Source organism: Bacillus sp. AF23 (assembly GCF_020861455.1).
GTDB lineage: Bacteria > Bacillota > Bacilli > Bacillales > Bacillaceae > Bacillus > Bacillus halotolerans.
This window is the reverse complement of the sequence record NZ_JAJHVY010000002.1, coordinates 75,244-99,711: the sequence shown is the minus strand read 5'-3', so window position 1 is coordinate 99,711 and position 24,468 is coordinate 75,244. Positions and strand designations below refer to the sequence as shown.

22 protein-coding genes are annotated in these 24,468 nt (G+C 45.2%); 6 read left to right on the top strand and 16 right to left on the bottom strand.

From position 1 onward, the window contains the following. Positions 1-4: 4 nt before the first annotated feature. Genes LNN34_RS00485 through thpR form a run of 3 tightly spaced genes read right to left on the bottom strand, consistent with a single transcriptional unit; the run spans position 5 to position 2,472 of the window. On the bottom strand, positions 5-934 hold the full coding sequence (locus LNN34_RS00485; RefSeq protein ID WP_229042494.1) for a YegS/Rv2252/BmrU family lipid kinase: 930 nt from the start codon (positions 932-934) through the stop codon (positions 5-7). A 48-nt stretch (positions 935-982) separates the two neighbouring features. Continuing rightward, the gene (locus LNN34_RS00480; RefSeq protein WP_059352181.1) at positions 983-1,897 is read right to left on the bottom strand and encodes a hypothetical protein; all 915 of its coding nucleotides are present in this window, start codon (positions 1,895-1,897) and stop codon (positions 983-985) included. A 23-nt stretch (positions 1,898-1,920) separates the two neighbouring features. Continuing rightward, complete coding sequence (thpR, locus tag LNN34_RS00475) at positions 1,921-2,472, bottom strand: RNA 2',3'-cyclic phosphodiesterase (RefSeq protein WP_059352180.1); 552 nt, start codon at positions 2,470-2,472, stop codon at positions 1,921-1,923. Positions 2,473-2,620: 148 nt separating this feature from the next. Between thpR and cysK the strand changes: the two genes are divergently transcribed. Further along, positions 2,621-3,556 carry a cysteine synthase A gene (cysK, locus tag LNN34_RS00470; RefSeq protein WP_029441392.1) on the top strand — a complete coding sequence of 312 codons (936 nt, stop codon included), beginning with the start codon at positions 2,621-2,623 and terminating at the stop codon, positions 3,554-3,556. A 33-nt stretch (positions 3,557-3,589) separates the two neighbouring features. Here cysK and pepV read toward each other — a convergent pair whose 3' ends face one another. Beyond that, positions 3,590-4,981 (bottom strand): dipeptidase PepV, encoded by a 1,392-nt coding sequence (pepV, locus tag LNN34_RS00465; protein ID WP_059335609.1) that lies wholly within the window; start codon positions 4,979-4,981, stop codon positions 3,590-3,592. A 96-nt stretch (positions 4,982-5,077) separates the two neighbouring features. Here pepV and pbuO point away from each other — a divergent pair, with 96 nt between their 5' ends. Beyond that, positions 5,078-6,376, top strand: coding sequence for a hypoxanthine/guanine permease PbuO (gene pbuO, locus LNN34_RS00460; RefSeq protein WP_044153814.1), 1,299 nt, complete (start codon positions 5,078-5,080; stop codon positions 6,374-6,376). A gap of 35 nt (positions 6,377-6,411) precedes the next feature. On the opposite strand, the gene LNN34_RS00455 is transcribed toward pbuO, so the two are convergent. Together LNN34_RS00455 and LNN34_RS00450 are read right to left on the bottom strand one after the other, a co-directional pair. After that, the gene (locus tag LNN34_RS00455) at positions 6,412-7,569 is read right to left on the bottom strand and encodes an ABC transporter permease (protein ID WP_229042492.1); all 1,158 of its coding nucleotides are present in this window, start codon (positions 7,567-7,569) and stop codon (positions 6,412-6,414) included. After that, positions 7,566-8,276, bottom strand: a complete 711-nt coding sequence (locus LNN34_RS00450; protein WP_229042490.1) for an ABC transporter ATP-binding protein — start codon at positions 8,274-8,276, stop codon at positions 7,566-7,568. Before LNN34_RS00450 ends, LNN34_RS00455 begins: the two co-directional genes overlap by 4 nt. Positions 8,277-8,563: 287 nt before the next feature. Here LNN34_RS00450 and LNN34_RS00445 point away from each other — a divergent pair, with 287 nt between their 5' ends. Then, positions 8,564-8,785, top strand: coding sequence for a DeoR family transcriptional regulator (locus LNN34_RS00445; RefSeq protein ID WP_003152337.1), 222 nt, complete (start codon positions 8,564-8,566; stop codon positions 8,783-8,785). 125 nt (positions 8,786-8,910) lie between these two features. On the opposite strand, the gene LNN34_RS00440 is transcribed toward LNN34_RS00445, so the two are convergent. Beyond that, positions 8,911-9,630 (bottom strand): pseudouridine synthase, encoded by a 720-nt coding sequence (locus LNN34_RS00440; protein WP_229042488.1) that lies wholly within the window; start codon positions 9,628-9,630, stop codon positions 8,911-8,913. 65 nt (positions 9,631-9,695) lie between these two features. After that, complete coding sequence (murJ, locus tag LNN34_RS00435; protein ID WP_024122540.1) at positions 9,696-11,333, bottom strand: lipid II flippase MurJ; 1,638 nt, start codon at positions 11,331-11,333, stop codon at positions 9,696-9,698. A 204-nt stretch (positions 11,334-11,537) separates the two neighbouring features. Here murJ and LNN34_RS00430 point away from each other — a divergent pair, with 204 nt between their 5' ends. Next, on the top strand, positions 11,538-12,800 hold the full coding sequence (locus LNN34_RS00430; RefSeq protein ID WP_229042487.1) for an NAD(P)/FAD-dependent oxidoreductase: 1,263 nt from the start codon (positions 11,538-11,540) through the stop codon (positions 12,798-12,800). 193 nt (positions 12,801-12,993) lie between these two features. Continuing rightward, entirely contained in the window at positions 12,994-14,526 is a 1,533-nt protein-coding gene (gene opuD, locus LNN34_RS00425; RefSeq protein ID WP_059335613.1) for a glycine betaine transporter OpuD, read from the top strand. Positions 14,527-14,568: 42 nt separating this feature from the next. On the opposite strand, the gene LNN34_RS00420 is transcribed toward opuD, so the two are convergent. The 6 genes from LNN34_RS00420 to rmgP form a co-directional block, all read right to left on the bottom strand. After that, positions 14,569-14,751 carry a sporulation protein Cse60 gene (locus tag LNN34_RS00420; RefSeq protein ID WP_003325003.1) on the bottom strand — a complete coding sequence of 61 codons (183 nt, stop codon included), beginning with the start codon at positions 14,749-14,751 and terminating at the stop codon, positions 14,569-14,571. A 63-nt stretch (positions 14,752-14,814) separates the two neighbouring features. Further along, positions 14,815-15,483, bottom strand: a complete 669-nt coding sequence (locus LNN34_RS00415) for a YesL family protein (RefSeq protein ID WP_059291812.1) — start codon at positions 15,481-15,483, stop codon at positions 14,815-14,817. A 20-nt stretch (positions 15,484-15,503) separates the two neighbouring features. Beyond that, entirely contained in the window at positions 15,504-16,793 is a 1,290-nt protein-coding gene (locus tag LNN34_RS00410) for a Gfo/Idh/MocA family protein (RefSeq protein WP_059291811.1), read from the bottom strand. A 12-nt stretch (positions 16,794-16,805) separates the two neighbouring features. Beyond that, on the bottom strand, positions 16,806-17,309 hold the full coding sequence (locus tag LNN34_RS00405; RefSeq protein WP_217827857.1) for a lipoprotein YteS: 504 nt from the start codon (positions 17,307-17,309) through the stop codon (positions 16,806-16,808). After that, positions 17,306-18,427: a glycoside hydrolase family 88 protein gene (locus LNN34_RS00400; protein WP_229042525.1), complete on the bottom strand. Its 1,122-nt coding sequence runs from the start codon at positions 18,425-18,427 to the stop codon at positions 17,306-17,308. Before LNN34_RS00400 ends, LNN34_RS00405 begins: the two co-directional genes overlap by 4 nt. A 7-nt stretch (positions 18,428-18,434) precedes the next feature. Then, entirely contained in the window at positions 18,435-19,400 is a 966-nt protein-coding gene (gene rmgP, locus LNN34_RS00395; RefSeq protein ID WP_106293410.1) for a polygalacturonan/rhamnogalacturonan ABC transporter permease, read from the bottom strand. 207 nt (positions 19,401-19,607) lie between these two features. Here rmgP and LNN34_RS00390 point away from each other — a divergent pair, with 207 nt between their 5' ends. Beyond that, positions 19,608-21,923, top strand: a complete 2,316-nt coding sequence (locus tag LNN34_RS00390; protein ID WP_229042485.1) for a helix-turn-helix domain-containing protein — start codon at positions 19,608-19,610, stop codon at positions 21,921-21,923. Between the two features lie 39 nt (positions 21,924-21,962). Here LNN34_RS00390 and LNN34_RS00385 read toward each other — a convergent pair whose 3' ends face one another. Then, positions 21,963-23,453: an extracellular solute-binding protein gene (locus tag LNN34_RS00385; protein WP_229042479.1), complete on the bottom strand. Its 1,491-nt coding sequence runs from the start codon at positions 23,451-23,453 to the stop codon at positions 21,963-21,965. Between the two features lie 23 nt (positions 23,454-23,476). Further along, the gene (locus LNN34_RS00380) at positions 23,477-24,337 is read right to left on the bottom strand and encodes a carbohydrate ABC transporter permease (RefSeq protein WP_083244538.1); all 861 of its coding nucleotides are present in this window, start codon (positions 24,335-24,337) and stop codon (positions 23,477-23,479) included. Positions 24,338-24,468 lie beyond the last annotated feature (131 nt).

Below are 24,468 nucleotides of genomic sequence, written 5' to 3'. Positions count from 1 at the left end.
ACGTTTATGTTTTGATCCGTAAGGGTGAGGGACTCGATGCCAGACGGAATGGGGTTGTACCCATGATTTCTCCGTCAGCATGGAATAGAATTTTGTCCTTCGTGTAAAACGTAATGTCTTTCGCTTTAAACATCGTCACGCCGTCCATTTTGGTGTGTTTTCCAAATGTCATCAAGCATAAAAACCAATACTTTTTCAAAAACGGCAGATTCTCAACAATGATGATATCAAATGCCTGTTCGCGCGGATTCGCAAGCGGGGCCGCCTTCATGCCGCCTCCGTAAAACGGATGATTGGAGACGACCGCAAACCAGACATGATGAAATTCCTGTGTCTCTCCTTCAATTGTACAAGCCAACGAAAACGGCTTAAAGGTAGCCGACGCGTACAAATGGGAAAGCGGATAGACAACAAAGCGGAGGCGCAGAAACTGGACCGCCCGTTTTAATGGAAATTCCATCGCCTTCTTATTGACATATGCGTCAAAGCCGATTCCGATATGATTCAAAAAATAAAGAACCTGCGATTTATCCTGAAGCAAATTAACGCTTCCTAAATGAAACGTTCGCGTTAACGGACGCTTCAGCTTTCTGATTTCCTGAATCAGATCTATTTTCTTAATGGAGAATCCTCTGGAAAAATCGTTGTACGCGCCAGCCGGCACAAAACTCAGTTCGATATCGTCGACATCTTTCAGCCCGTTGACGACTTCGTGCATCGTTCCGTCTCCGCCGATAACGATCAGGCGTTTCAGCTTATGTTCCTGAATCGTTGAAATCTGCCGGGCGAGAACCTCGGCGTGTCCCGGATGTTCAGTTAAAAATGAGCGGTGCTCAATCTTTCGTTTCAGTAATTCCTTTTGTATCGACTTCCAAACACGCAGGCCTTTTCGATGCCCTGCTGCCGGATTAATAATAAAAAACCATTGGCTCATCTTTCTCACCTGCTTATGTTATGAGAAAACCGCTCAAATCGTTCTGCTTTACTCCAGCCACTCTTGTCTGCGATAGGAGTCTGACAGGCAATAAGACAACAAAGCCTTTGCAGCCTTTAATTGATGATGTTTTATCGGAGCAGTGTTTTTCTTCTGCCTCTCCATCCATTCCGCCAAGCCCCGTTTGTCCACTAATTCTAGACCGTACGGCGGCTCGGGGTAATCGATGTATGACGTTCTGCTCAGGAGTAGTTTCGATACTGGAATATCAGCGCCTTTTTGCTTTACGATCTTCGACACAACAGATCCCGTCCGAAACAGACTCAACGCCGGATTTAATACCGATTCAGTCTGAGAGCCTGTTTTCTTCTCCCAAAAACGATGTTTAGATCCTATGTACACACTGTCTTCCTCTGCCTCTATAAAAGAAACGCAAAAAATGTCAAGAGGTGAAATGATCACTATGCTTAACTCTACTGCCGCCTGCTGAATTTTGAGCACAGGCTTATACATAATAAAATAAGAATCAGGAAGCTGCTGGGCCAGAAAACGCAAAATGCGGTCCTGCTTCACCTGGTTTGACAGATTTGACATCTCGGAAAGAGTAGAGCTTGCCCATTTGAGCTGAAATTCATATAAATGTCTTTTATAAAAGGAAGCAAGCGCCATCCTGCTCTTCGGCAGCCTTACGTTCAGATCGTCTTCTTCCTCAAACCATTGGTGTCTCTCTTCTTGTATATCGGCTTCTATCTCTTCTTTTCTTCTTTTCAATGAAAATTTTTTCCGTTTCTGCACCGGTTCCGGCTGTTCAGCACTGTCTTGTCTTTCTTCATGCTGGCGCTCCGCTGCTTCTAATAGTGAAAGCCAGCGCTCTTTTTTCAGCCGTATAAACTGATTCATATAATGGTACGGATCAAGTTCATATCTCGATATATAATCATGTATTTTGATGATTTGTGCCATTTTGTTTCTCCACTCCGCATGAATTAAGTTAAATGAAATTTGTATTTTTCCTCATATTTTGGTGATTGATTTAAGTGTGTCTGAAAAAGTGAAAATCGTTCAATAGCCGTTGAAACCTCACCGCTTTTAAACGGGACATGCGCCGGAAATCCCTTTTGGCCTGTCCATTTTCTTGCCAGCGTCATATGGGGGTGATACGCTCTCTTTTCCACTTTAAAGCCTGCTTGAAGAACAGCTTGTTTTGTATGCTCCCGCAGTGTTTCGAGCGCCGTATTCTTCTTCGGCTCCACATGTAACACGCGCGGCTGCCTGCGGTCTCCGAACACATCTATTTTGTCAAACTCAATTGTAAACGGATTGGCATCTACAGCTATCTCGGCAAGCGAGCCTTCAAGCTGCTTGATTTGCGCTTCATCCGCCGCACCGAGAAAAATTAACGTGATATGGTAGTCAAGCGGGTGCACCCATTTTTGAAACGTGAGCGCCGGCTCGCTTTTCGCAGCCTGGTAAATCGGATTTGCAATTTTCGGCGGAATAGGCACGCCGATGAAATAATGAGGCCGGATATCTGACATCCGTCTGACACTCCCTTCTTTGACTGCTATTATTTTATCAATAAAGACGCTGCGCGAATAGAGGAACCGCATATGAAAACACTCTCGCGCAAACGTTTATTATGTTAGGATATTATATGACACTTGTTTTATTCAGAAAGGAATGACAATGTTGAAAATCGTTGAAAACACTTCTGATCTTATAGGAGATACACCGCTTGTGAGATTGAATCGGCTTCAGCCGGAAAACGCAGCACAAGTCTATTTAAAACTTGAATTTTTCAATCCAAGCGGCAGTGTGAAAGACAGAGCCGCTTACAATATGATCATAGAAGCAGAACAAAACGGCTTACTCAAGCCTGGCTCAGTTATCATTGAGCCGACCAGCGGAAATACCGGAATCGGACTCGCTATGAATGCGGCGGCCCGCGGCTATAAAGCGATTTTAGTCATGCCGGATACAATGACGAAGGAGCGGATCAACCTCCTCAAAGCCTATGGTGCAGAGGTTGTGTTAACTCCCGGATCGGAAAGAATGCCGGGCAGCATTAAAAAAGCAAAAGAGCTCGCCGAACAAATTCCGAACAGCTTCATTCCGATGCAGTTTGATAATACCGCAAATCCTGACGCGCATCGAAAAACAACTGCTCTTGAAATTGCCCGGGCAATAAAAGAAATCGGAAAACCGCTAGGCGCTTTTGTGGCTTCTTCCGGTACTGGCGGGACCATTACAGGCACCGGTGAAGCGCTAAAAGAACTTTTCCCGGATATTTTGGTTCATGTTGTTGAGCCTGCAGGGTCTCCAGTATTATCAGGCGGAAAACCGGGTGCGCATAAGCTGGTTGGAACAAGCCCAGGTTTCATTCCTCCAGTTTTAAATCAAGATGTATATGATGAAATTATCAAAATCACTGATGAGGATGCTTATACGACAACCAGACGCCTTGCTGCGGAGGAAGGAATTCTCGTCGGGCCTTCTTCAGGCGCTGCCTGCTTCGCGGCGATTGAAGCAGCCAAACGTCTCTCTCCTGATCAAGTCGTTGTCTGTATGACAGCTGATACCGGAGAACGCTATTTATCAACTGATTTATGGTCATTTGTGTAAAAAAAGGACTGGCTTCAGAAGAAGCCGGTCCTTTTATTTTGCAAGTTCGTAGATGGCCTGCGCATATAAAGCAGTCGCTCTGAGGAGATCATCAATTTCAATATATTCGTCCTTTTGGTGCGCACTGTCGGGACGTCCGGGGAACAGAGGTCCGAATGCGACGCCCGCTTTCAAAGATCTTGCGTACGTTCCCCCGCCGATTGAAATTAAATCAGCTTTTTTGCCCAATTGGCCTTCATATACCTTTTGCAGTGTTTTGACTAGCGGATGGTCTGCTGATACATGATGCGGCTTGCTGTCTTTACATTCTCCAAGCTCAAATTCAGCGGCGCTTTCAAACGCATCGCGAATCATTTTACTTTCCGCCGTTACCGGATAGCGGATATTGATTCCGAGCTCGCCTCCTTGCCCTTCTGTATAGCGCAGTGTTCCGACATTTAATGTCAGCTCTCCGCTAATGTCATCCTCACAGTCAATATTCAGTTTCTTTCCTCTCGTATCATCTGAAAATTTGTCTGTCACGACTTGAACAAAACGCTGTCCTGCTGCATCCAGCTCAGTCTGGCACAAAAATTCTGCCAGTTTGATGCCGGCATTCACTCCATTGTTCGGTTCCATCGCATGGCAGGAAAGTCCGTGCATGCGCAAGATCAGCTGCCCATTCTCAATCTCAGCTTCACCTTTTTGATCTGTCGCGCGGAGCATGTCTTTAAATGAGGCAAGAACCTCTTCTATATTTGATCCTTCGAGAACAGCTTCCGCAGCGTCTGGCACCATGTTTAAACGGAGACCTGATGTAAACGAGGCAAGAACTGTCTCTGAAGCGGCTTCGTTTGCGCGGTGCGAGATGAGCAGTGAAGCATCAATAATCCCTTTTTCCGCGTTAATAATCGGGAAATCAGCATCTGGCGCAAAACCGAGAGTCGGCATTTCTTCGTGCTTGAAATAATGCTCCACACATCTCCAATCACTTTCTTCATCTGTTCCTATAATGATTCTGACGCGCTTAGAAAGCGGCAGATTCATGTCTTTGACGATTTTCAGCGCGTAGAACGCCGCCATCGTCGGGCCTTTGTCGTCAATGGCGCCCCTTGCATAAATCCGCCCGTTTCGGATGTCCGCTGAAAACGGATCACTTGTCCAGCCGTCTCCGGGCGGTACAACATCAACATGGCAAAGAACGCCGACAATGTCTTCACCCTCGCCCCATTCGATATGACCGGCGAATCCGTCAAGATTTTTTACGGAAAATCCTTCTTTTTCTCCAAGCTCAAGCAAAGAGGTCAAGCTGGCATTTACCCCTTCTCCGAATGGTTTGCCGGGCCCGGCTGTGGTTTCGTCCATTACACTGTTGATTCTCAAGAATTCCTGCGTATCGCGAATCAAATCATCTTTTTTTCTGATCACTTCGACTTCCCAGTTCATAATGATCCCCTTTCTGCAATAAATCACTTGCAAAAACTAAATAAAACGAATAATATTAATGGTGTTTTGTTAAAACGTTCGTAATTGGAGGTTACTATGTTTCATCTAAAAGAGCAGCAAACATCGATTAAACAAGAAATCATAGCTGGATTGACGACCTTTTTCACAATGGTCTATATTGTAGTGGTGAATCCGGTCATTTTAGCTAATGCCGGAGTTCCTTTTGACCAGGTCTTTACCGCAACGATTATCGCCTCCATTGTTGGAACGCTGTGGATGGCCCTGGCTGCAAATTATCCGATTGCCATTGCGCCCGGCATGGGCTTAAACGCTTACTTAGCCTATCACGTTGTAGGCGCAAGCGGCGGCGGCATCACGTACGCAACAGCTTTCAGCGCAGTATTCACAGCAGGGGTTCTCTTCATTATTCTATCGTTAACGCCTTTAAGAAAACAACTGATAGAAGCGATTCCAAACAATTTAAAATACGGGATCACCACAGGGATCGGGCTTTTTATTGCGTTTATCGGTTTACGGCAGGCGGGAATGATTACGGCTGATCAATCAAATCTGGTCACACTCGGCAACCTTCATTCGCCAGCGGTTATTTTAACGCTGATCGGCTTATTGATCAGTGTGATCCTGATGGTGCTGAATGTAAACGGAGCGTTATTTATCGGAATGGCAGCTACCGCTTTGATCGCGTTTTTTACCGGCCAGCTGCATTTCCCTAAAGGCTTTATGTCTTTTCCCCATTTGCCTGAGGGATTGATTATTTCAAATCCGTTCTCCGCTTTTGGCGATGTAATCCATCACGGCCTGTACGCTGTCGTCTTTTCATTTCTGCTGGTAACGATTTTTGATACGACCGGTACGATGATCGGTGTGGCCGAGCAAGCCGGATTGATGAAAAACAACAAGCTCCCGAACGTGCGAAAAGCGCTGCTTGCTGATTCAACAGCGACCACAGTCGGTGCTGTATTCGGAACAAGTCCGACAACCGCGTTTGTCGAGTCTTCAGCTGGCGTCGCAGCCGGGGGAAGAACAGGTCTTACGTCTTTAACTGTCGCGGTATTGTTTGCAGCTTCGATGTTTTTCAGTCCGCTTGTCAGCGCCTTATCCGGCATATCCGCCATCACCTCACCGGCTTTGATTATTGTCGGCAGCCTGATGATGGGCTCGGTGTCGAATATTAACTGGAAGGAGATGGACGAGGCATTTCCGGCATTTCTCGTTGTTCTGACCATGCCTCTTACATCAAGCATTTCCACAGGAATTGCGCTTGGCTTTATTTCGTATCCGATTGTGAAAGCAGCACGGGGAAAATGGAGAGACATTCATCCGCTCGTCCTCGTATTTGCCGTTCTGTTTTTCATCCAGCTATTTATTCTATAACATACAGAAAACCCAAACGGCATCCGTTTGGGTTTTTATTTCACCAAAAAAGAGATAGCGGCCGCCAAAAAGCAGCAGGCAACACAAGCATAGTGCAGCGTGTTCACACAGCTTTTTCTGGCCCGGTAATATTCATCACTTTGCTTATCAGCCCCAATTAAGATCGGCGCATCCATCACTTTGTCAAAAATAAGCGAAAGCACATAACGGCAAACCCCTGTATAAACCAGCAACGCAATCACCTTAAGAACGATAGGGGAAACGACTGTTAAAACCGTAAAAGCCGACAAAAGCATATACAGATGCCTCGCATACTCCCCATTCCTCAGCATGACTTTAAAAAACAATTCTTTATAAATTGTATACATTGTCCGTTTCTTAAATATCCTTTTTGAATTCCGGAATAATAGTGGTTTTCTCCTCATCCTGTCCTTTACTCTCGGCATTCTCACATCTTGGCTCATCATCATTACAAGACCTGCAAGAGTGAGCCTGATTTTTTTCTCCTCAAGCACCTCTGCCTCAAAAGCCGAAAATGAAGCCGTCTTTTTCAAACTGCGTATGAAAGCAAAAATAAAAAACAAAACACCGGCAAGCGAGAGCAAGTGCCACTCGGTAAAGGTAATCATGAGAAAAGAACACGCCAAAAGCACAGTCTTGAGAAAAAAGTCCGCAATCTGTCTCCAAATAGATCTTGGTTTTCTGACCCTGTCCTGCTTCAAGGATAAAAAGAGCGTATGAAGACCGAATGCATAGATCAATAGAGCAGCGCTTTCTGGAATAGTGACGCGAACAGAATCAATGATAAAGGGAAGAAAAAGAAAAAAGAGCAACAGCCATTTGGCGAACGTGAACAATATAGAATACACCAATGCGTATTGTTTCATCTGGCGAATGATCGCTTTCTTTTGCAGCAAAAACACCTGGTCCGCTTCCAGTAAAAAAGTATGTATGGAGCCTGTGCAAACAATCATTATACCGACAGCGTATAACCATCTCCATTCGACCCTCTCAGACCACTCGTAAAGAAGGCCGCTTCCGTTTGTCCACTCCACATACTGATAAATCACAAAAGCAAGCGCCGGCAGGACAATGTAGAGCGCAACCGTCCAATCAATGACAGCATGCAGCACCTTAAACTGATATCGGTAAAAATCCAGCCACCTTCGAAAAAAGAGAGACCGTCCGTTCATGCCTTTCCTCCTTGAATCGCCGTATAAAAGCAGTCAAGCAATGACTGCCCTTCTAACCCTGTTTGCTCTTGAATATCCTTTAACGTTCCCTGAAGAAACAAAGAACCTTTATCAATCATGTAAAACCGGTCGCAGATTTTTTCCGCGGTATCAAGTACGTGTGTGCACATGAGAATGCCGGCTCCTCTATCTTTCTCGGCCTTCAGCATGTCCACAAAGCGTTTTGTCGATATCGGGTCAAGGCCGATAAACGGTTCATCAATCACATACATATCAGGCTTAGAAAGAAAAGCCTGAATCAGCATCAGCTTTTGCTGCATGCCCTTCGAAAACGTCACCGGCAGCTCATGCATGACATGATCAAGCGAAAATGTTTCAAGAAGACTTTGGGCACGGTATTCAAATTCACTCTGATCAATGCCGTGCAAAGTGCTGATCAGATCGAGATGCTCCCACAGCGTTAATTCCTCATAAAAGGACGGGTGCTCCGGAATATAAGCAAACGAACAATCATTCCAAGCGATAGTCCCTTTAAAGTCTTGCGAGAGGCCAAGTATCGCCTTGATGGCTGTACTTTTTCCAGCGCCGTTCGCTCCAATCAACCCGACAAGCTCCCCTTCTCTGACTTCCAATAAAACATCGGTGAGCACTTTTTTTCGGCTTGTATACCCTGCTTGCTCTATCGATGCTTCCAACAACATTCTCAATCTCACTCACCCCCTTAATCACATACGAAACAGAATAAAAAAAGTTTCTTTATCCATAATAATATTGTGCTGAAATACATAGTAATCCAACAAGGATGGCGGCCAAACTCAAATTGGAAAAAATTTATAATACTTATTCCTAGATTCACCGCGGCGAAATCGTGTATAATGAAGGCGAATTATTTAAATATTACAGATGTCTGCCTTAGTTGCTATTTCGTACGCAGTTGATAGTCGTGAGTTGTGGTTAGTCAAGTCCATCCGATCTTATGATAGGGAGTGGTTTTTTGAAACCTTCAACAAACCGTATGCTAACTCGAATCAAATCAGTTTACATGTTTATTCAAGAGAAAGGCCTTGTGACAACACAGGAACTGGTTGACGAATTCGGCATTACACCTAGAACGATTCAAAGAGACTTAAATGTGTTAGCATATAATGATCTTGTTCATAGTCCAAGCCGTGGCAAATGGGAGACAACGAGAAAAAAAGTAAAGATTACCTCATAACATTAAAAATTACATAGGGCCGCCCTGTGAGCGGCCTGATAGATACAGGGCGAGGAACGTTCTTAGCCTTGTTTTTGTGTGCTTATATATCATAAAAAATCCCGCATGTGTAATGCGGGGTTTTTTCATGCTTGCGGCTCGTTCAGCCTTTCAAGTTCTTCTTCTGTAAGCTCACGGTATTCTCCCGGCTCCAGAGCAGGATCCAAGGATACGCGTCCCATTGAGAGCCGCTTCAGATAAATGACTTCATTGCCGACAGCATTTGCCATCTGTTTGACTTGATGATATTTTCCTTCTGTTATCGTCAGGTATATCACTGTATGCCCTTTATCGTTTGCCTTTATTTCTGCTTGTGCCGGCTTTGTTTTGTAGCCGCTTTCAATAAATACCCCAGTCTCTAAGCTGGTGATGTCTTCTGGCGAAATTTGCGACTTTAAGTGGACCTCATACGTTTTCGGAACATGCTTTTTCGGCGATAGCAGCCGGTGAGCGAGCTGACCGTCATTTGTCAGCAGCAGAAATCCTTCTGTATCCTTATCAAGCCGGCCGGCAGGAAACGGCTCGAATCTAAGTTCATCCGGCGTCAGCAAATCGACCACTGTCTTTTGCCGGCTGTCCTCAGTCGCTGACAGCACGCCCTGCGGCTTATTCATCATGATATAAATAAACTCGCGGTAATCAATCGGCTCGCCATAAACGGTCACCTCCTGCGCATCAGGGTCCACGTGCGCCTTGACATCTTTTGCCGGCTTTCCGTCGACCATGACGGCTCCCGCTTTCACAATCGATTTGACCTCTTTTCTCGAACCATACCCGCTGTTGGCAAGCAGCTTATCAAGTCTCATGCCAATCTCTCCTTCCTATAAAAGAAAGCCCGCATCAAGCGAGCCCTCTGTTTCAACATATTCTGTTAATCAGCGGCATGTCTGCCTTTCTTTAAGAACCCCGGTAAACGGCGGCCGAATATTTTCTGTAAAAATCCTAAACGATAAGCGCAATACAGGTAGACAGCTCCGCCGACCACAGCAGCAATCAGCACGACGATCGCAGCATGCAGCTGGCCATCCTCGTAGGAGATGAAAAAGCTTAACACCCACTGGACGATTTTAACGGCTATCGCCATCACTGCTGACAAGAGCAGCATCAGAACGCCCCGTTTCACTAATATTTTATACGAATAGCCGGCATGCCGTTTGATCATGATAAATCCGTATATAAGTGAAGCAGTATACCCGAGTGCCGTAGCTAAAATAGCGCCGTCAGCCTGCATCAGCTTAATCAGCGGGACATTCAGCACAAGTTTGATCACGACACCGATCACAAGACTGGCAACCGCAAATTTTTGCTTATTGATGCCCTGCAATATGGCGGCGTTGACAGTAAACAAAGAGAACAAGATCGCAACTGGCGAATACCAAAACAGGATGTCTTTCCCCAATTCAGGATGAAGGCTCTCTGATCCGTAAAAGAACGTATACACAGGGCCTGCTAATACCGATATACCGACAACAGCCGGAATAATTAAAAACAGGATCGTCTGCATCGACTGGTTGATCTGCTGATTTAACAGTTTGTAGTTTCTGCTTGTAAACGATTCTGTAATCGTCGGAATTAAGGTCAGTCCGAATGCCGTCGCAAGAGAAACCGGGATCATTACGAGCTTCTGCACGTAAAGTGTCAGAATGGCCATCATATCCTGACTGATAGCTTGATGCCCCGCTTCAATCATGGCTTTGTTAAACGTATTTGTATCAATATAGTTATACAAAGGGATGGCTAGTCCGACAAACACGTAGGGAGCGGCATAGCTGAAGAGCTCGAAAAACATTTTCTTGTAGCTTAAATCTGCTGTCGGCCCCGTATTAGGCATCATCGCCAGCAGATTGCCTTTTCGTTTGTTCCAATAAATATACAATACGATCAGCCCGCCGAAGGCACCGATCAGCGCTGCAAAGGTTGCATAACCGACAGCGATCACAAGGCCGCCGTTTAAGACTTTCAAAATCAAGAAGGTCGCACTCAATAAAAAGATGATGCGGACAATCTGCTCAACAACTTGTGAGACAGCCGTAGGCCCCATCATTTGATGACCTTGGAAAAATCCGCGCACAAGACTCATAATCGGCACGACTAAAAGCGCTAAGCTGACCATGCGGATGACATATACGACATGATCAATCGTCAAACCGTTATTATCTTTGCCCCCAAGCGATATTTCCGCAAAAAACGGAGCAGATAAATATAGTATGAAAAAGGCAATCATTCCCGTTACAAGCATAACCGACATGCCCGCCTTCAGCATTTTTCTGCTTGTTTCATAATCCCCTTTGGAATTATATTTGGAAACAAATTTAGAAACGGCGGCCGGAAAGCCCATTGTGGCAATGTTCAAAAATAAAGTATATTGATTGTATCCGTATTGAAATAACGCACCGCCTGTCGCTCCGACCATGATGCTGAAAGGAATTAAATAAACCATTCCCAGTATCCGTGAAATATATGTACCGAGCGTTAACACAAACGTGCCTCTTAACAGTTTGCTTGACATGTTTCTTCATCACCATTTTCTACGAAGATTCAACTTTTCTATTTTAACACAACTGGGCATATAGACGGTAATAAATACAAAAGCAATCTCAGGAACAATGCAAGTTTGCGGCAAAATACGTTTAAGCAGAACCTGTCTTTCGCTATAATAGTACTGCGGACAGCGTTCCGCACACGAAATGTAAAAAGAAAGTTGATGATAAAAATGAAGCAGTATGACGTAATTGTAATCGGCGGAGGCCCTTCAGGTCTGATGGCTGCCATTGCAGCCGGAGAACAGGGTGCTGATGTTTTGTTAATAGATAAAGGAAATAAGTTAGGCCGTAAACTTGCCATATCCGGAGGCGGCCGCTGCAATGTGACAAACCGCCTTCCTGTCGAAGAAATTATTAAGCACATCCCCGGCAACGGCCGTTTTTTATACAGTGCGTTTTCTGAATTTAATAACGAAGATATTATCAAGTTTTTTGAAAATCTCGGGATCAAATTGAAGGAAGAGGATCACGGCCGGATGTTTCCGGTGACAGACAAAGCGCAAAGTGTTGTCGACGCGCTGTTAAACAGGCTGAAACAGCTGCGTGTGACGATCAGAACGAACGAAAAAATCAAATCTGTTACATACGAAGATGGTCATACGGCAGGCATTGTGACGAATAATGGCGAAATGATTCAAAGTCAGGCAGTCATTATCGCGGTTGGCGGAAAAAGCGTTCCCCATACCGGCAGCACGGGTGATGGCTATGAATGGGCCGAAGCCGCAGGCCACACCATAACAGAGCTGTTCCCGACAGAGGTGCCCGTCACATCTGCCGAGCCGTTTATTAAGAAAAAAACACTGCAGGGTTTATCGCTCAGAGATGTCGCCGTCAGTGTATTAAACAAAAAAGGCAAAGCCATTATCACACATAAGATGGACATGCTGTTTACTCATTTCGGCCTCTCAGGCCCCGCCATACTCAGGTGCAGCCAGTTTATCGTGAAAGAGCTGAAAAAACAGCCGGAAGTGCCAGTCAGAATTGATTTGTTTCCGGATATCAATGAAGAAACGCTATTCCAAAAGATGCATAAGGAGCTGAAAGACGCGCCGAAAAAAGCGTTAAAAAATGTGCTGAAGCCTTGGATGCAGGAGCGCTACCTTCTTTTCCTGCTCGAAAAAAACGGCATTTCACCGAACATGTCATTTTCTGAGCTGCCGAAGGAGCCTTTCAGACAATTTGTCAAAGACTGCAAGCAATTTACCGTTCTCGCAAACGGCACGCTGTCTCTAGACAAAGCGTTTGTCACAGGAGGCGGTGTATCGGTGAAGGAGGTTGACCCGAAAAAGATGGCGTCTAAAAAAATGGACGGCCTGTATTTTTGCGGAGAAATCTTAGATATTCACGGTTATACAGGCGGATACAATATCACATCTGCGCTCGTCACAGGCAGACTCGCCGGACTGAATGCCGGACGCTTTTCCCGTATGTAAACATTAGACTTTTCAAATTCTTACAGCATGCCGGGCATTTGAAAAATTCCCGCAAAAATGTTAGGGTGAGATTTGTTTTGTTTCACCTGATTGCGGGGTAATTTACAGGAAGGAATGATCTGCCATCGTACGACCATACTAAGCCTGCGAGGAAGATATAGGCGTACACAAAAAAATCAGAGGGTGAGAATGTTTGAAGAATATATCTAGTGTATTTTGGATTGTGATTGTCATCACAGCCGCAGCCGTTTTGTGGGGCGTTATTTCTCCTGACAGCCTGCAAAACGTGTCTCAATCGGCACAATCGTTTATAACAGATTCATTTGGTTGGTATTATCTATTAGTTGTCTCTTTGTTTGTCGGGTTCTGTCTCTTTTTAATTGTCAGCCCGATCGGAAAAATCAAACTGGGGAAACCGGATGAAAAACCGGAATTCGGGTTATTATCTTGGTTTGCCATGCTGTTCAGTGCAGGCATGGGAATCGGCTTAGTATTCTATGGTGCGGCTGAACCGATCAGCCATTACGCAATTAGCTCTCCATCAGGTGAAACAGAAACCCCCCAAGCCTTCAGAGATGCGCTCCGGTACACGTTTTTCCACTGGGGACTGCACGCTTGGGCCATTTATGCCGTCGTGGCATTATGTATCGCATATTTTCAATTCCGCAAAGACGCGCCTGGATTAATCAGCAGCACACTGACTCCGATTCTCGGCGATAAAGTAAACGGCCCGATCGGTAAACTGATTGACTGTATTGCTGTTTTCGCTACAGTTGTCGGCGTTGCAACGAGTCTGGGGATCGGCGCAACTCAAATTAACGGCGGATTGAATTACCTATTCGGAATTCCGAATCATTTTATCGTTCAATTGATTTTGATTATCATTGTAACAGTGCTCTTTTTACTATCGGCTTGGAGCGGACTCGGAAAAGGCATTAAGTATTTAAGCAACACCAATATGGTACTAGCCGGATTGCTAATGCTGTTTATGCTGGTTGTCGGACCTACCGTTTTGATCATGAACTCACTTACAGATTCAATTGGGCAGTATATTCAAAACATTGTTCAAATGAGCTTCAGACTGGCGCCGAACGATCCAGGCAAACGTGAATGGATCAACGGCTGGACGATTTTCTATTGGGCATGGTGGATTTCCTGGTCTCCATTTGTCGGCATTTTCATCGCCCGTGTATCCCGAGGCCGGACAATCCGTGAATTTTTGATCGGCGTCCTGGTGGCACCATGTATTTTGGCTTTCCTATGGTTCTCCATTTTCGGTGTTTCAGCAATGGACCTTCAGCAAAAAGGTATCTTTAATGTGGCAAAGCAGTCTTCCGAAACGATGCTGTTCGGAACACTGGATCACTATCCGCTGACGATGATCACGTCTATCCTGGCATTGATCCTGATCGCCGTGTTCTTTATCACATCAGCTGATTCAGCGACATTTGTCCTTGGTATGCAGACGACATACGGTTCATTAAACCCGGCTAACTCAGTCAAATTCAGCTGGGGTATCATTCAGTCTGCTATGGCAGCTGCGCTCTTGTATTCCGGCGGACTTGCCGCTTTGCAAAACACAGCGATTCTGGCGGCACTGCCGTTTTCAATTGTTATCCTGCTCATGATTGCTGCTCTTTATAAAGCATTGGCAAGAGAACGAAGAGAAATCAGAGCAGCAGAGAAATTCCAGAAACCGAGAAGCCCAAGAGTGAAAAAGGCTTAACCATAAAAAAGATCTTTCCGCAGTCCGCGGGAAGATCTTTTTTTATTTTCGATATAGAATGAGTGCGGAAAAACAGTAGAGCTGCTCGCCTTCAGGGTCACATGCCGCTGAAACCGTATATTTGATATCAACCAGCTGCTCTTCCGATATTCCTTTTAAAAATGAATTGATCTCCGTTTGCAAATCTTTTTCATGCTCTTCATCAAACACTGCTACCTTCAGCATTTATCCGCTCTCCTTTCTCTATCAATCTATTCCGTTTGGAATCAATATATGATAGAGAAATGTTTACCTCGTCTCCGGATAAAAAGCTTCTGGTGCAGGATGTTTCTTTGCCGGTTCATGGTCCTGCTGCTCCAGCTTCACCAAGACGGCATAAGCGATCCTCATGTGGCAGTAGCTGATGAGACTGACGCTGAAAAAAGGGACAATTCCCGGCAGATAAGCCAGCAGGAAAAAGAGCGCGACCGTCAGCGCAAGCATGACGAGGGTATATTGTAAGTACGCCACACTCAGCAAGAGGGAAAACTTAAAATACAGACGTTTTTTCCAATCAAAGTGGACGAGCAGCGGAAACACATAAAAAAGCATTGATACAAACAGAAAGCCAAATATCATAATAGCAAAGCGCAGGATATGCAATAAAAAGTGGCTTGGGTAAATAAAGGCCAAATCGATATAAATGATCAAACCGATTAACACCAGTACAGCACCGATCAGATTGGAACGGAGAAATTCAGCTTTGTATTCCCGCCAAAATGTCGGCAGCACCGGAACGTGATCCTGACCCTGAATCCATTTTCGCATAACAGCGAATAAAGCGGCAGTCGCGGGCATGACACCGAGCACTCCGAAACCGATGATCGTAAAAAGCAGCCAAAGCAAATTGGTATACGCAAACCTCATGATCCACTCGCAAAAACGCAGCACCCGTCCCATTGATCCGTCATGTTCCACGAAAGCCCCTCCTCTTCGCTTTATACATTTTGCATATGAAAAAGCTGTTTAATATCAATTGGTTTCTTTTCAACAACGGAGCGCCATATTCCCTCACCGACCGCGATAGAATAGGCTCCGGCTTCGGCTCCGGCCAAAATGTCATACTGGCGCAGCGGATCTTTGCCTATAAATAGATCAGCAAGCAAAAGCGGATCACCTCCGCCGTGTCCTCCCTCGTTTTTGACGACTTGAATGGTTTGCTTCGATTCAAAAAGCGGATAATACTCAATCGTCTGCTCGGGAAAAGCAAACGGAATTCTGGAAGGCTCATGGAATTCATTTGATTCAATGCGTCCTTTTGTGCCGTTTATCGTAAGGCGGTAGCCTTCGTACGGAGCGGAAAATGTGATCGAGTAGCTTAAAAGCGCACCGCCGTCATATTTGACAGCCGCCACATACGTATCCTCAATGTCGATCTCCTCGTCAAAAATGCACGCGTCAGGGCGATATGCGGTATATAAGCTTGACTGGTCTGCATCCGCCTTGAGATGATCATCCTTTACAGAAGCTTTAGAGGCACGGGGGTGCCATCTCGCATAGTAATGGCATTTCTCTTTGACCCGGCATGTGCCGCAAAAACGCCCGTCTTCTTCCGGCAGCGGATTCCACTCACTGTCCGGCCCGTAGTAATTCAACTCGCCGTAAGCAAATACCTCCGCCGGGTTTTGGCCGAGCCACCAATTCACCAGATCGAAATGATGTGTGGATTTATGGACAGAAAGGCCGCCGGAAAATTGCCTGGATCGGTTCCAGCGTTTAAAATAGCTGGCGCCGTGATAGGTATCAATATACCAATTCAAATCAACAGAGGTGACCCTTCCTATTTTTCCTTCTAAAATCATTTCTTTGATTTTCCGATGATACGGGCTGTAGCGGTAATTAAACGCGACAGTAACCTTCCCTTTGCTTTTCGCTTCTGCCTCAAGAACCCGCTTTGCATCCTGCACCGTCGTCACCATCGGTTTTTCCGTTATGACATCCGTATCCCACTGAAGGCTTCTCAATATATAGGTGATATGGGTGTCATCCCTTCCCGTCACAATCACAATGTCTGGCTTCGAAACGCTCATCATATTATCAAAATCTTCTTCTTTATACTCCGGTACTTGTGCAAGCTCCGGAAATGCCTCTTTGCAGACGGCGAATCGTTTCGGATCGGCATCCAGCAATCCCGTAATTTGATAAGTGGATGTAAACTGTTTGAGCAGTGGTTTGATAAACATGCTGAGGGCTCTGCTGCTTAATCCGCAAATGACGATGCTTTTCAATGGTTCCCACCCCTATCGGACTTCTGTTAATTGGGAAATCAGCTGCAGCGCTTCCTCTGTTTTTTCGGAGTATACAGGGATAAACGCTGCCATATTTCGATTCAGCCGAAAAGAATAGCCGTTCAGCTGTTTATCCCCTTTCTCAATCAGAACGGCATAGACTGTTTTTTCTCCCGTTTTTTGATTTACGGCTGTATAAGGCGATGAATGTTTCAGTGACAATCCGTCTAACGGCTGAAAATTTCCCGGATCATCGTATGCTGCAAACAAGTCTTCAGGCACGATAAAGACGTCACCCTCGCGAGCCGTAATTTCAGTCAGCAGCTTTTCCGGCAAAGCGGGAAAGATTTCTGCCCTGCCTGCCTTCTTTTCAGCGGCCTCTTTTATGTTATCCTGTACGCCTGTCTGCATATCTGAAAACAGGATGACATGAATGCCGTACGGTCTGCTTGAGCACGAAGCCAAAAACAGCACCGAGACGATCACACATACAGCCGCACATAGAGATCTTTTCATTTTTCGTCTGACCCGAGAAGCGCTTCCAATTCTGTCATCGCCAAAATAAACGCTCCCGCCCCGTGAAGGTCGTTTGTGCTCCGTTCCCGGCTGACATAATAATCATAAAATCCTGCCGACGTTCCGACACATATATCTTTGACGAGAAACGCACCGTCTTTTGTTGTTTCAGTTTTATGCTGAATCAGCCCTTGATACGCTTTTAACAAAGACGTTTTATAGGATCTGTCGAGATATCCCTTATTGATTCCTTTAGCGATGGCATACATATACAAGCACGATCCCGAGCTTTCCAGCCAGTTGTCAGATCTGCCGCCCTTGTCAACGATCTGATACCATAATCCTGTTTCCTTGTCTTGGCAGCGGCAGATGCTTTCGAGCATGTCCTGCAGTGTTTTTTTCCAGACATGACGGGTTGGGTGCTTCTCAGGCAGCTCTTCAATCATGTCTGCGAGTGACATGACGTACCAGCCGATTGAACGCGCCCAAAACTCCGGAGAGCAGCCTGTCTCTTGACTGGCCCAAGGCATTTTTTTCGCTTCATCCCACGCATGATAGAAGAGCCCGGTCTTTGGATCCTTCGTATGCTTTCTCATCAGGCCTTCCTGAAGCACAACCATGTCAAACAGCTCCGGCTCGTGCTTCAAATTGGCATATTTCAGTGCAAACGGCCCGCCCATATATAAACCGTCAAGCCACATTTGATATGGATAGCCGTCCTTATGCCAGAACCCCTGCTCTGACGTTCGGTTCAGCGTTCCGTATAAGCCCCGCAGCCTTTTTGCCGCTTTTACATAGCGTTCATCCTTCGTCTTGTCGTATAAAGGAAAAAGAATAAGGCCTGCCAGAATCGCGTCGAGTTCGTCTCTTTTAAATAATAGATTGCCATAATCATCAATTAGGAGATCCGCATAAGCTTTCGCATAATCAAAGTACCGTTCCTGTCCGGTTGCTTCCCAAAGACGCAAAACCCCGCATAAGAAAACGCCCTGATGATAGTGCCAGCGGTTTGCAGGCGGCAGCTCTTCAACTGTATACGTGTTCATAATCGTTTCTGCCAATGCCTCCGCATACGTAAGAGGCGACTTTACAGCGATTGATTGATCCATTGATACCATCCCTTTCTTAATAGATTCCTTCCTCGCCAAATTTCTTCGCCAAACGATTCGCAAGCATGACCAAAATCAGCCCGACCGCCGCTTTAAATACGCCGACCGCTGTACTGTAGCTGAATTGGCCCTGTTTCAGCCCTGCAGTATAAACGTACGTATCAAAAATTTCCGCGACTTCCCTGTTTGTGGCGTTTAACAGCAAATATACATGCTCAAAGCCAAGCTCCAGCGTGTCCCCGATTTTTAAAATCAGCAAAACGACGATGACGCTTTTGATAGCCGGCAGCGTAATATGCCACATTTGCCGCAGCCGCCCCGCTCCGTCCATTTTCGCCGCTTCATAAAGCTGAGGATCAACCGCCGTCATTGCGGCCAGATAGATGATCGTTGACCAGCCCGCTTCTCTCCAGATGACCTGCAGAATATACAGCGGACGGAACCATTCTTCATTCAGCAGAAAATTGATTTTTTCACCGCCAAAAAACGTAATCAGTTCATTAATCAGGCCCCCGTCTACTGTCAAAAGCACAAATGACAGCGATACAACAATGACCCAGGACATAAAGTGCGGAATATAAATCAGCGTCTGAACGAATTTTTTAAAGAGTGCGATCCGCACTTCGTTTAGAAGAAGCGCTAATAAAATCGGCACCGGAAAAAAAATGGCCAGATTCAAGGCAAAGAGCACGAGCGTATTTTTTAACAGGACAAAAAATGTAGGCTCTGTAAACAGCCTGATAAAATGCTTCAGCCCGACCCACTCGCTGCCCCAAATACCGAGAAACGGCTGATAATCCTGAAACGCAATCACGATTCCCCACATTGGAACGTATTTAAATAGCAAAAAATAAATACATCCCGGCAAAATCATAAAGTACAAAAACTTTTGCTGCAGCAGCTTATTTAGTAAGCGCTTTCTTTTTTCTTTTTTTAAAATGACTGCGTCTACAGCCGGCGCTTGCGCTTCTGCTGTTTTCATCTTTTTCAAAGCCTCCTTTCACGGGTTCTTGTTTTCACTGTAGCGCAGCGTGCAAAAGTCCGTCTACAATCATATGATCACATTCTGCCTGAGCCCTTTGTCATCAAGGATTTCGCGCCTCTATCTGAAAAAAAGACACCGATATTAGAAAATGATTATTGACAGTATCTATCAATCTTTGGATTAATTGTATTAAGGTGTTATGAAATGGGGGGTTTTATGAAAAGAAGCCAATACAAGTTTTATTACAAACTCATCACGTTTTTTTGTTTACTCAGCACCATTCCCGTCATTTTGGTCGGTTTGTTTTCGTACGAGCACTCTCAGAAAACGGCCATCTCCAACGTTTCGGAGGAAAAACTCGACACGCTCCAGCAGACCCAGCTAAGCATCGAGCACATCCTAAAAACCGTCGATCATTCTTTAACCCACTATGTGAGTTCGCCGCCTCTCCTCCGCACACTGTCCGAGCCTTTGCACTCTGACCAATTTCAAATCTATGACCAAGTGAACCAAGAGCTCAACTATTTGCAAAGCTTTGATACCGATTTGTCCAACATGACACTTGTCAGCTATATGAAAAATTGGTACATGAACAATTCCGGTTTGTACCGCATGAATACGGACTCCCTTCATAAAGCAGCCGAGGCGTATTCGAAAAAACAAGCCAGCCGGTCCTATTGGACGCTGGAAAAAAACAACCGTTTGATCTCCACAAAGGAAGGCACTTCAGAAAGCTGCCGGTATAATATCAATTTGATTAAGCAGCTCCCGCTGAACAGCACAAACACGAAGGGACTGGCAGCCGCAAGCATCCCAAGCTGTTCACTCGTTAAAAATATGCCTGATTATTCAAGCGCAAACAGCGTGTTTATCATTGATGAAAAAGGCCGTATCATCCTTCACAACAACATGTCTGATATAGGCGATTCTCTTCAGAACGACGATTTTGTCAAAAAAATGCTGACGCAAAGCTCCAAAAGCGGCCAGTTTGAAACAGTCATTGACCGCATTCATTATAAAGTGACCTATCAAAAATCAGACTATAACACGTGGACTTATTTTTCTCTCGTTTCCCTGCCCGAACTAAAAAAAGAAGCCAAGTCGATCGGCTGGATCGCCTTTACGGTATGCTTCGTTTTGTTAACGCTTTCATTATTATTTTCTTGGCTGGGTTCCCGCCATTTTTATAAGCCGATCCGGCTGCTTTATGAATCATTTGCGCGGCACGGAGCCTTTCCAGAAAAACAGCCTCATCAAAACGAGTTTGAATTAATCGAGCAAAGCTTCAAGCAGCTCAAAAACAGAAACGACGACCTTGAAGAAACAATGAGGCAGCAGGCCACTCATCTTCAGCAATATTTTATGGTCAGGCTTATGCTTGGAAAGCTGACGGAAGAGGAGGTCAATAACCGCTTTGAAAGCCTCGGCTTAAAACAAAATTGGCGTCACCTCGCCCTGCTGGTGCTCCAAATTGACACGCTGAATCAGACACCGTATGAGAAAAAAGATATGGACCTGCTGTTGTTTGCCGTCAACAGCCTGATTGAGCGGAACATCCCCGCGGAAAAACGCCTCGCACCAGCGGTAGTTGATAAACAGCAGGCAACCATATTGATGAATGAGAGCGGAACAAAAGAGGCATTTATGGCCGAGCTGAATGATACTGCCCGGATGATTCAGGATACAGTTGAAGCTGAGCTGCACCTGTCTGTCAGCATCGGCGTCAGCCAGCCGTTTGATGCATTAGCAATGGCGAAAAACGCCTATGCGGAAGGCTTAGAAGCGTTAAAATACCGGCTGAAAGCAGAAAACAAATCGATTATCTTTTATGAAGATCTGGATCAGAAAAAAACGTTCAAAACCCATTTTCCGAAGCAGCTTCAGCATGAACTGTTCGATGCTGTAAAAGCCGGTGACAAGGAGAAAGCAGACAAATGCCTGCACGCGATTTTACAGTCGATGTTTACACACAACACCAACCCGTACCAATTTCAGATCGCAATCGCCCGTTTTCTGAATCATGTCATTGAACTGATGCATGTACTCGGAATAGAACTATTTGAGCTTGAAGAAAACAAAATGCTGTATGACCAAATTTTTGAGCTGAAGACATTCGAGGATACTGAAAACTGGCTGAAGCAAGAATTCATTGATCCGATGACAGACAAAGTAAATGCCCGGGCCGATGCACAGTACAAAAATATTTCCGACAACATAATCCATATCATCCACCATGAGTTTGAATCCGATTTAACGCTGGACGAAATTGCCCGCAGGCTGCATTACAACCCGAACTACTTAAGCAGTATTTTCAAAAAAGAAATGGGCATTTCATTCAGCGAGTATGTCTCAAATTACCGCCACCATATGGCAAAAAGCTGGCTGGCTGAATCCGACATGGCAGTGAAAGACATAGCTGAAAAGCTCAAATACAAAAACTCGCAAAACTTTATCAGATCCTTTAAAAAGCTGGAAGGCATCACACCGGGCAGCTACCGCCAGCAAAAAAGAAGCATATAAAAACCCAAAACCGCTTGCACGTTTTGGGTTTTTTCAATATTACTTTGTTTTTTTAAACGCTTCCTCGTATTCCTGAATAATCTGCTTTCCTCCGCTTGTTTCCCATTTTTCAACTTCTTTATCAAACTGGCTTTCTGTAATTTCTCCGATCATATATTTATAGGTGGCATCGTCTATCATTTTTTTCAGTTCATCTCCGCGTTCAGACTCCGCGGCGGAATACAAACTCTCTGCCGGATTGGAGACGATGATGTTTTCATTGTCTTCCGTGAGCTCCTCGTACGCTGTCCGCAGCGGATCACCGGTGTTTTTTAAGTAGGCTTTATCGATAGCGATTAAGGCGGACAGCGGCTGAATATCCATCTGCCAATCTTTTACCTGGCTTTCTTTTCTTGTGAATGTTTTGCCTTTGCCTTTATTATAATGAACCCCGTCAATGCCGTATGTCATCAGGCTGTAGACGTCCTCTTCGGCTATTCGGTCAAAGAACGCCAAGATCCGTTTCAGCTCGGCTTCTGATTTCACACTCGTTTTCGAGAAAGCAAATACACCGTTATGCCCACCTGACGCCCATACACGCTCTTTTCCGTCAGGGCCTTTTATGCGGTTGATGATCTCCAGCTCCATTGATTTATCGGAGGCATTGTCACGCAAATTGACAGCGTCCACCATATTCCCGATATAGATGCCGGCTTTTCCTTGAGAAAACAGCTCCTGCTGCTGGGTTTTGCTTGTGACCGGAAAGTCTTTATTCATGTAGCCGTTATCACGCAGTTTTTTCATGTAATCCATCGTGTCTTTGTATTCTTTCGTCATGAAATCAGGCGTAAATGTGCCGTTTGATTCCTTCCAGTCTGTCGGCATGCCTTCATATGAGCCAAGCGTCTTAAAAGCGCCGTAAATCAGATCATTTCGGTCAGTCAATCCGAATGTATCATCTTTTCCATCCTTGTCCGGGTCGTTCTCTGTAAACGCTTTGGCAACCTCATAAAGATCATCCAGCGTTTCCGGCGTTTTCAAATTCAAATTGTCCAGCCAGTCCTTCCGAATGACGATGCCTTGTCTCGAGAGGGGACGCTCTCTGTATATCCCGTAAAGCTTGCCATCGATTGTGACATTTTTATTAATGAGTTTATTCATCTTGTTTAAATTCGGATAATCTTTGATATAATCGCCGATTTCCCAGAACATTCCCGATCTGAAGGCATTCATGACAGACGAATTTTTAATGTCTTGAATCGTCACGATTTGCGGGAGATTGCCGGCTGCAAGCGCCGCATTCAGTCTGTCTTCTTTTACCGCATCAGGAACCCACGTGATGTCCAGTTCTGTATTTGTCAGCTTCTCAATTTCTTTGATCGCCCTGTCTTTCGGCGGCTGCTGGTGATACAAAATCGCCATCATAGACAGCTTTACCTTTGAATCCGAGTCCGCCTTGCCTGATGATTGATCAGCCCCTTTACAGCCCGCCATCACTCCTCCGAGAGCAAATACAAGCACAATCAGAAGCACCCTCCATTTGTTTCCCATGATATCCCTCCGTTTCATATTCTTTATCCTTTGACAGACCCCAGCAAAGCCCCTTTTGCAAAATGCTTTTGAATAAATGGATAGACCAGCAGAACCGGAATGGTTGCTACGACTATTACTGCCATTTTGATCGTTTGCTCAGGCGGCGGGCTGCCCGAGCCCATTTCCGACATATCCCCTTGCACCCCGCTTGATACAATCACGATTTGGCGCAAAAGCACCTGAATCGGCCACTTAGCTGAATCATTTAAGTACAAGATCGCCGTCATATACGTATTCCAGTACGTCACCGCATAAAACAGTGAAATCGTTGCGATCGCTGGAAGAGACAGAGGCAGCACAATTTTGAAGAAAATCCCCAAGTCATTGCAGCCGTCAATTTTTGCGGACTCTTCCAGGCTCGCCGGGATGTTTTGAAAGAAGTTTTTCAGAATGATCAAGTTAAAGGCATTAATCGCTGTCGGCAAAATAAGGGCCCAGTAAGAATCGAGCAATCCAAGGGATTTGACTACCAGGAAAGTCGGAATCATTCCGCCGCTGAAGAGCATCGTAAATACGACGAGAAACATGAGCGGCTGCCGCCCAATTAAGTCGCGGCGGGATAAACCGTAAGCCATCAATGAAGAAAGAAACATGCTGACCGCCGTGCCTACAACTGTCACAAACACAGAAACGAGCAAGCTTTTATAAATGATATCTGTCGAAAAAATGTAACGATAGGCATCGAGCGAAAAAGTGGTCGGTATTAAGATGAATGTTTTCGAAACCACTTCCTCTACTGTGGCAAAGGATGCCGCAATGACATGAATAAACGGAAGTACGCATATTAAAGCGAACATCAGCAAAAATCCGTAAATCAACATATCAAACAGGCGATTTTTCAGTGAATGTGCGATCGTTCCCACCTCCCTTTTTGTAAGCGTTATCATTTTTTAATAAACGAGCTGCAGCTTGTGACGATATCGTGTCTAAAATGTAGCAAATGTGCGATTGCCATGTCTATAATCATTTGAAC

Coding starts and splice junctions, on each gene's coding strand:
- LNN34_RS00455 (WP_229042492.1), bottom strand. CDS start 7,569: ATGAACGGACGGTCTCTCTTTTTTCGAAGGTGGCTGGATTTTTACCGA.
- thpR (WP_059352180.1), bottom strand. CDS start 2,472: ATGTCAGATATCCGGCCTCATTATTTCATCGGCGTGCCTATTCCGCCG.
- pbuO (WP_044153814.1), top strand. CDS start 5,078: ATGTTTCATCTAAAAGAGCAGCAAACATCGATTAAACAAGAAATCATA.
- LNN34_RS00420 (WP_003325003.1), bottom strand. CDS start 14,751: ATGCTGAAGGTAGCAGTGTTTGATGAAGAGCATGAAAAAGATTTGCAA.
- LNN34_RS00480 (WP_059352181.1), bottom strand. CDS start 1,897: ATGGCACAAATCATCAAAATACATGATTATATATCGAGATATGAACTT.
- LNN34_RS00405 (WP_217827857.1), bottom strand. CDS start 17,309: ATGAAAAGATCTCTATGTGCGGCTGTATGTGTGATCGTCTCGGTGCTG.
- cysK (WP_029441392.1), top strand. CDS start 2,621: ATGTTGAAAATCGTTGAAAACACTTCTGATCTTATAGGAGATACACCG.
- LNN34_RS00485 (WP_229042494.1), bottom strand. CDS start 934: ATGAGCCAATGGTTTTTTATTATTAATCCGGCAGCAGGGCATCGAAAA.
- murJ (WP_024122540.1), bottom strand. CDS start 11,333: ATGTCAAGCAAACTGTTAAGAGGCACGTTTGTGTTAACGCTCGGTACA.
- LNN34_RS00390 (WP_229042485.1), top strand. CDS start 19,608: ATGGGGGGTTTTATGAAAAGAAGCCAATACAAGTTTTATTACAAACTC.
- LNN34_RS00430 (WP_229042487.1), top strand. CDS start 11,538: ATGAAGCAGTATGACGTAATTGTAATCGGCGGAGGCCCTTCAGGTCTG.
- LNN34_RS00385 (WP_229042479.1), bottom strand. CDS start 23,453: ATGGGAAACAAATGGAGGGTGCTTCTGATTGTGCTTGTATTTGCTCTC.
- rmgP (WP_106293410.1), bottom strand. CDS start 19,400: ATGAAAACAGCAGAAGCGCAAGCGCCGGCTGTAGACGCAGTCATTTTA.
- LNN34_RS00400 (WP_229042525.1), bottom strand. CDS start 18,427: ATGGTATCAATGGATCAATCAATCGCTGTAAAGTCGCCTCTTACGTAT.
- pepV (WP_059335609.1), bottom strand. CDS start 4,981: ATGAACTGGGAAGTCGAAGTGATCAGAAAAAAAGATGATTTGATTCGC.
- LNN34_RS00440 (WP_229042488.1), bottom strand. CDS start 9,630: ATGAGACTTGATAAGCTGCTTGCCAACAGCGGGTATGGTTCGAGAAAA.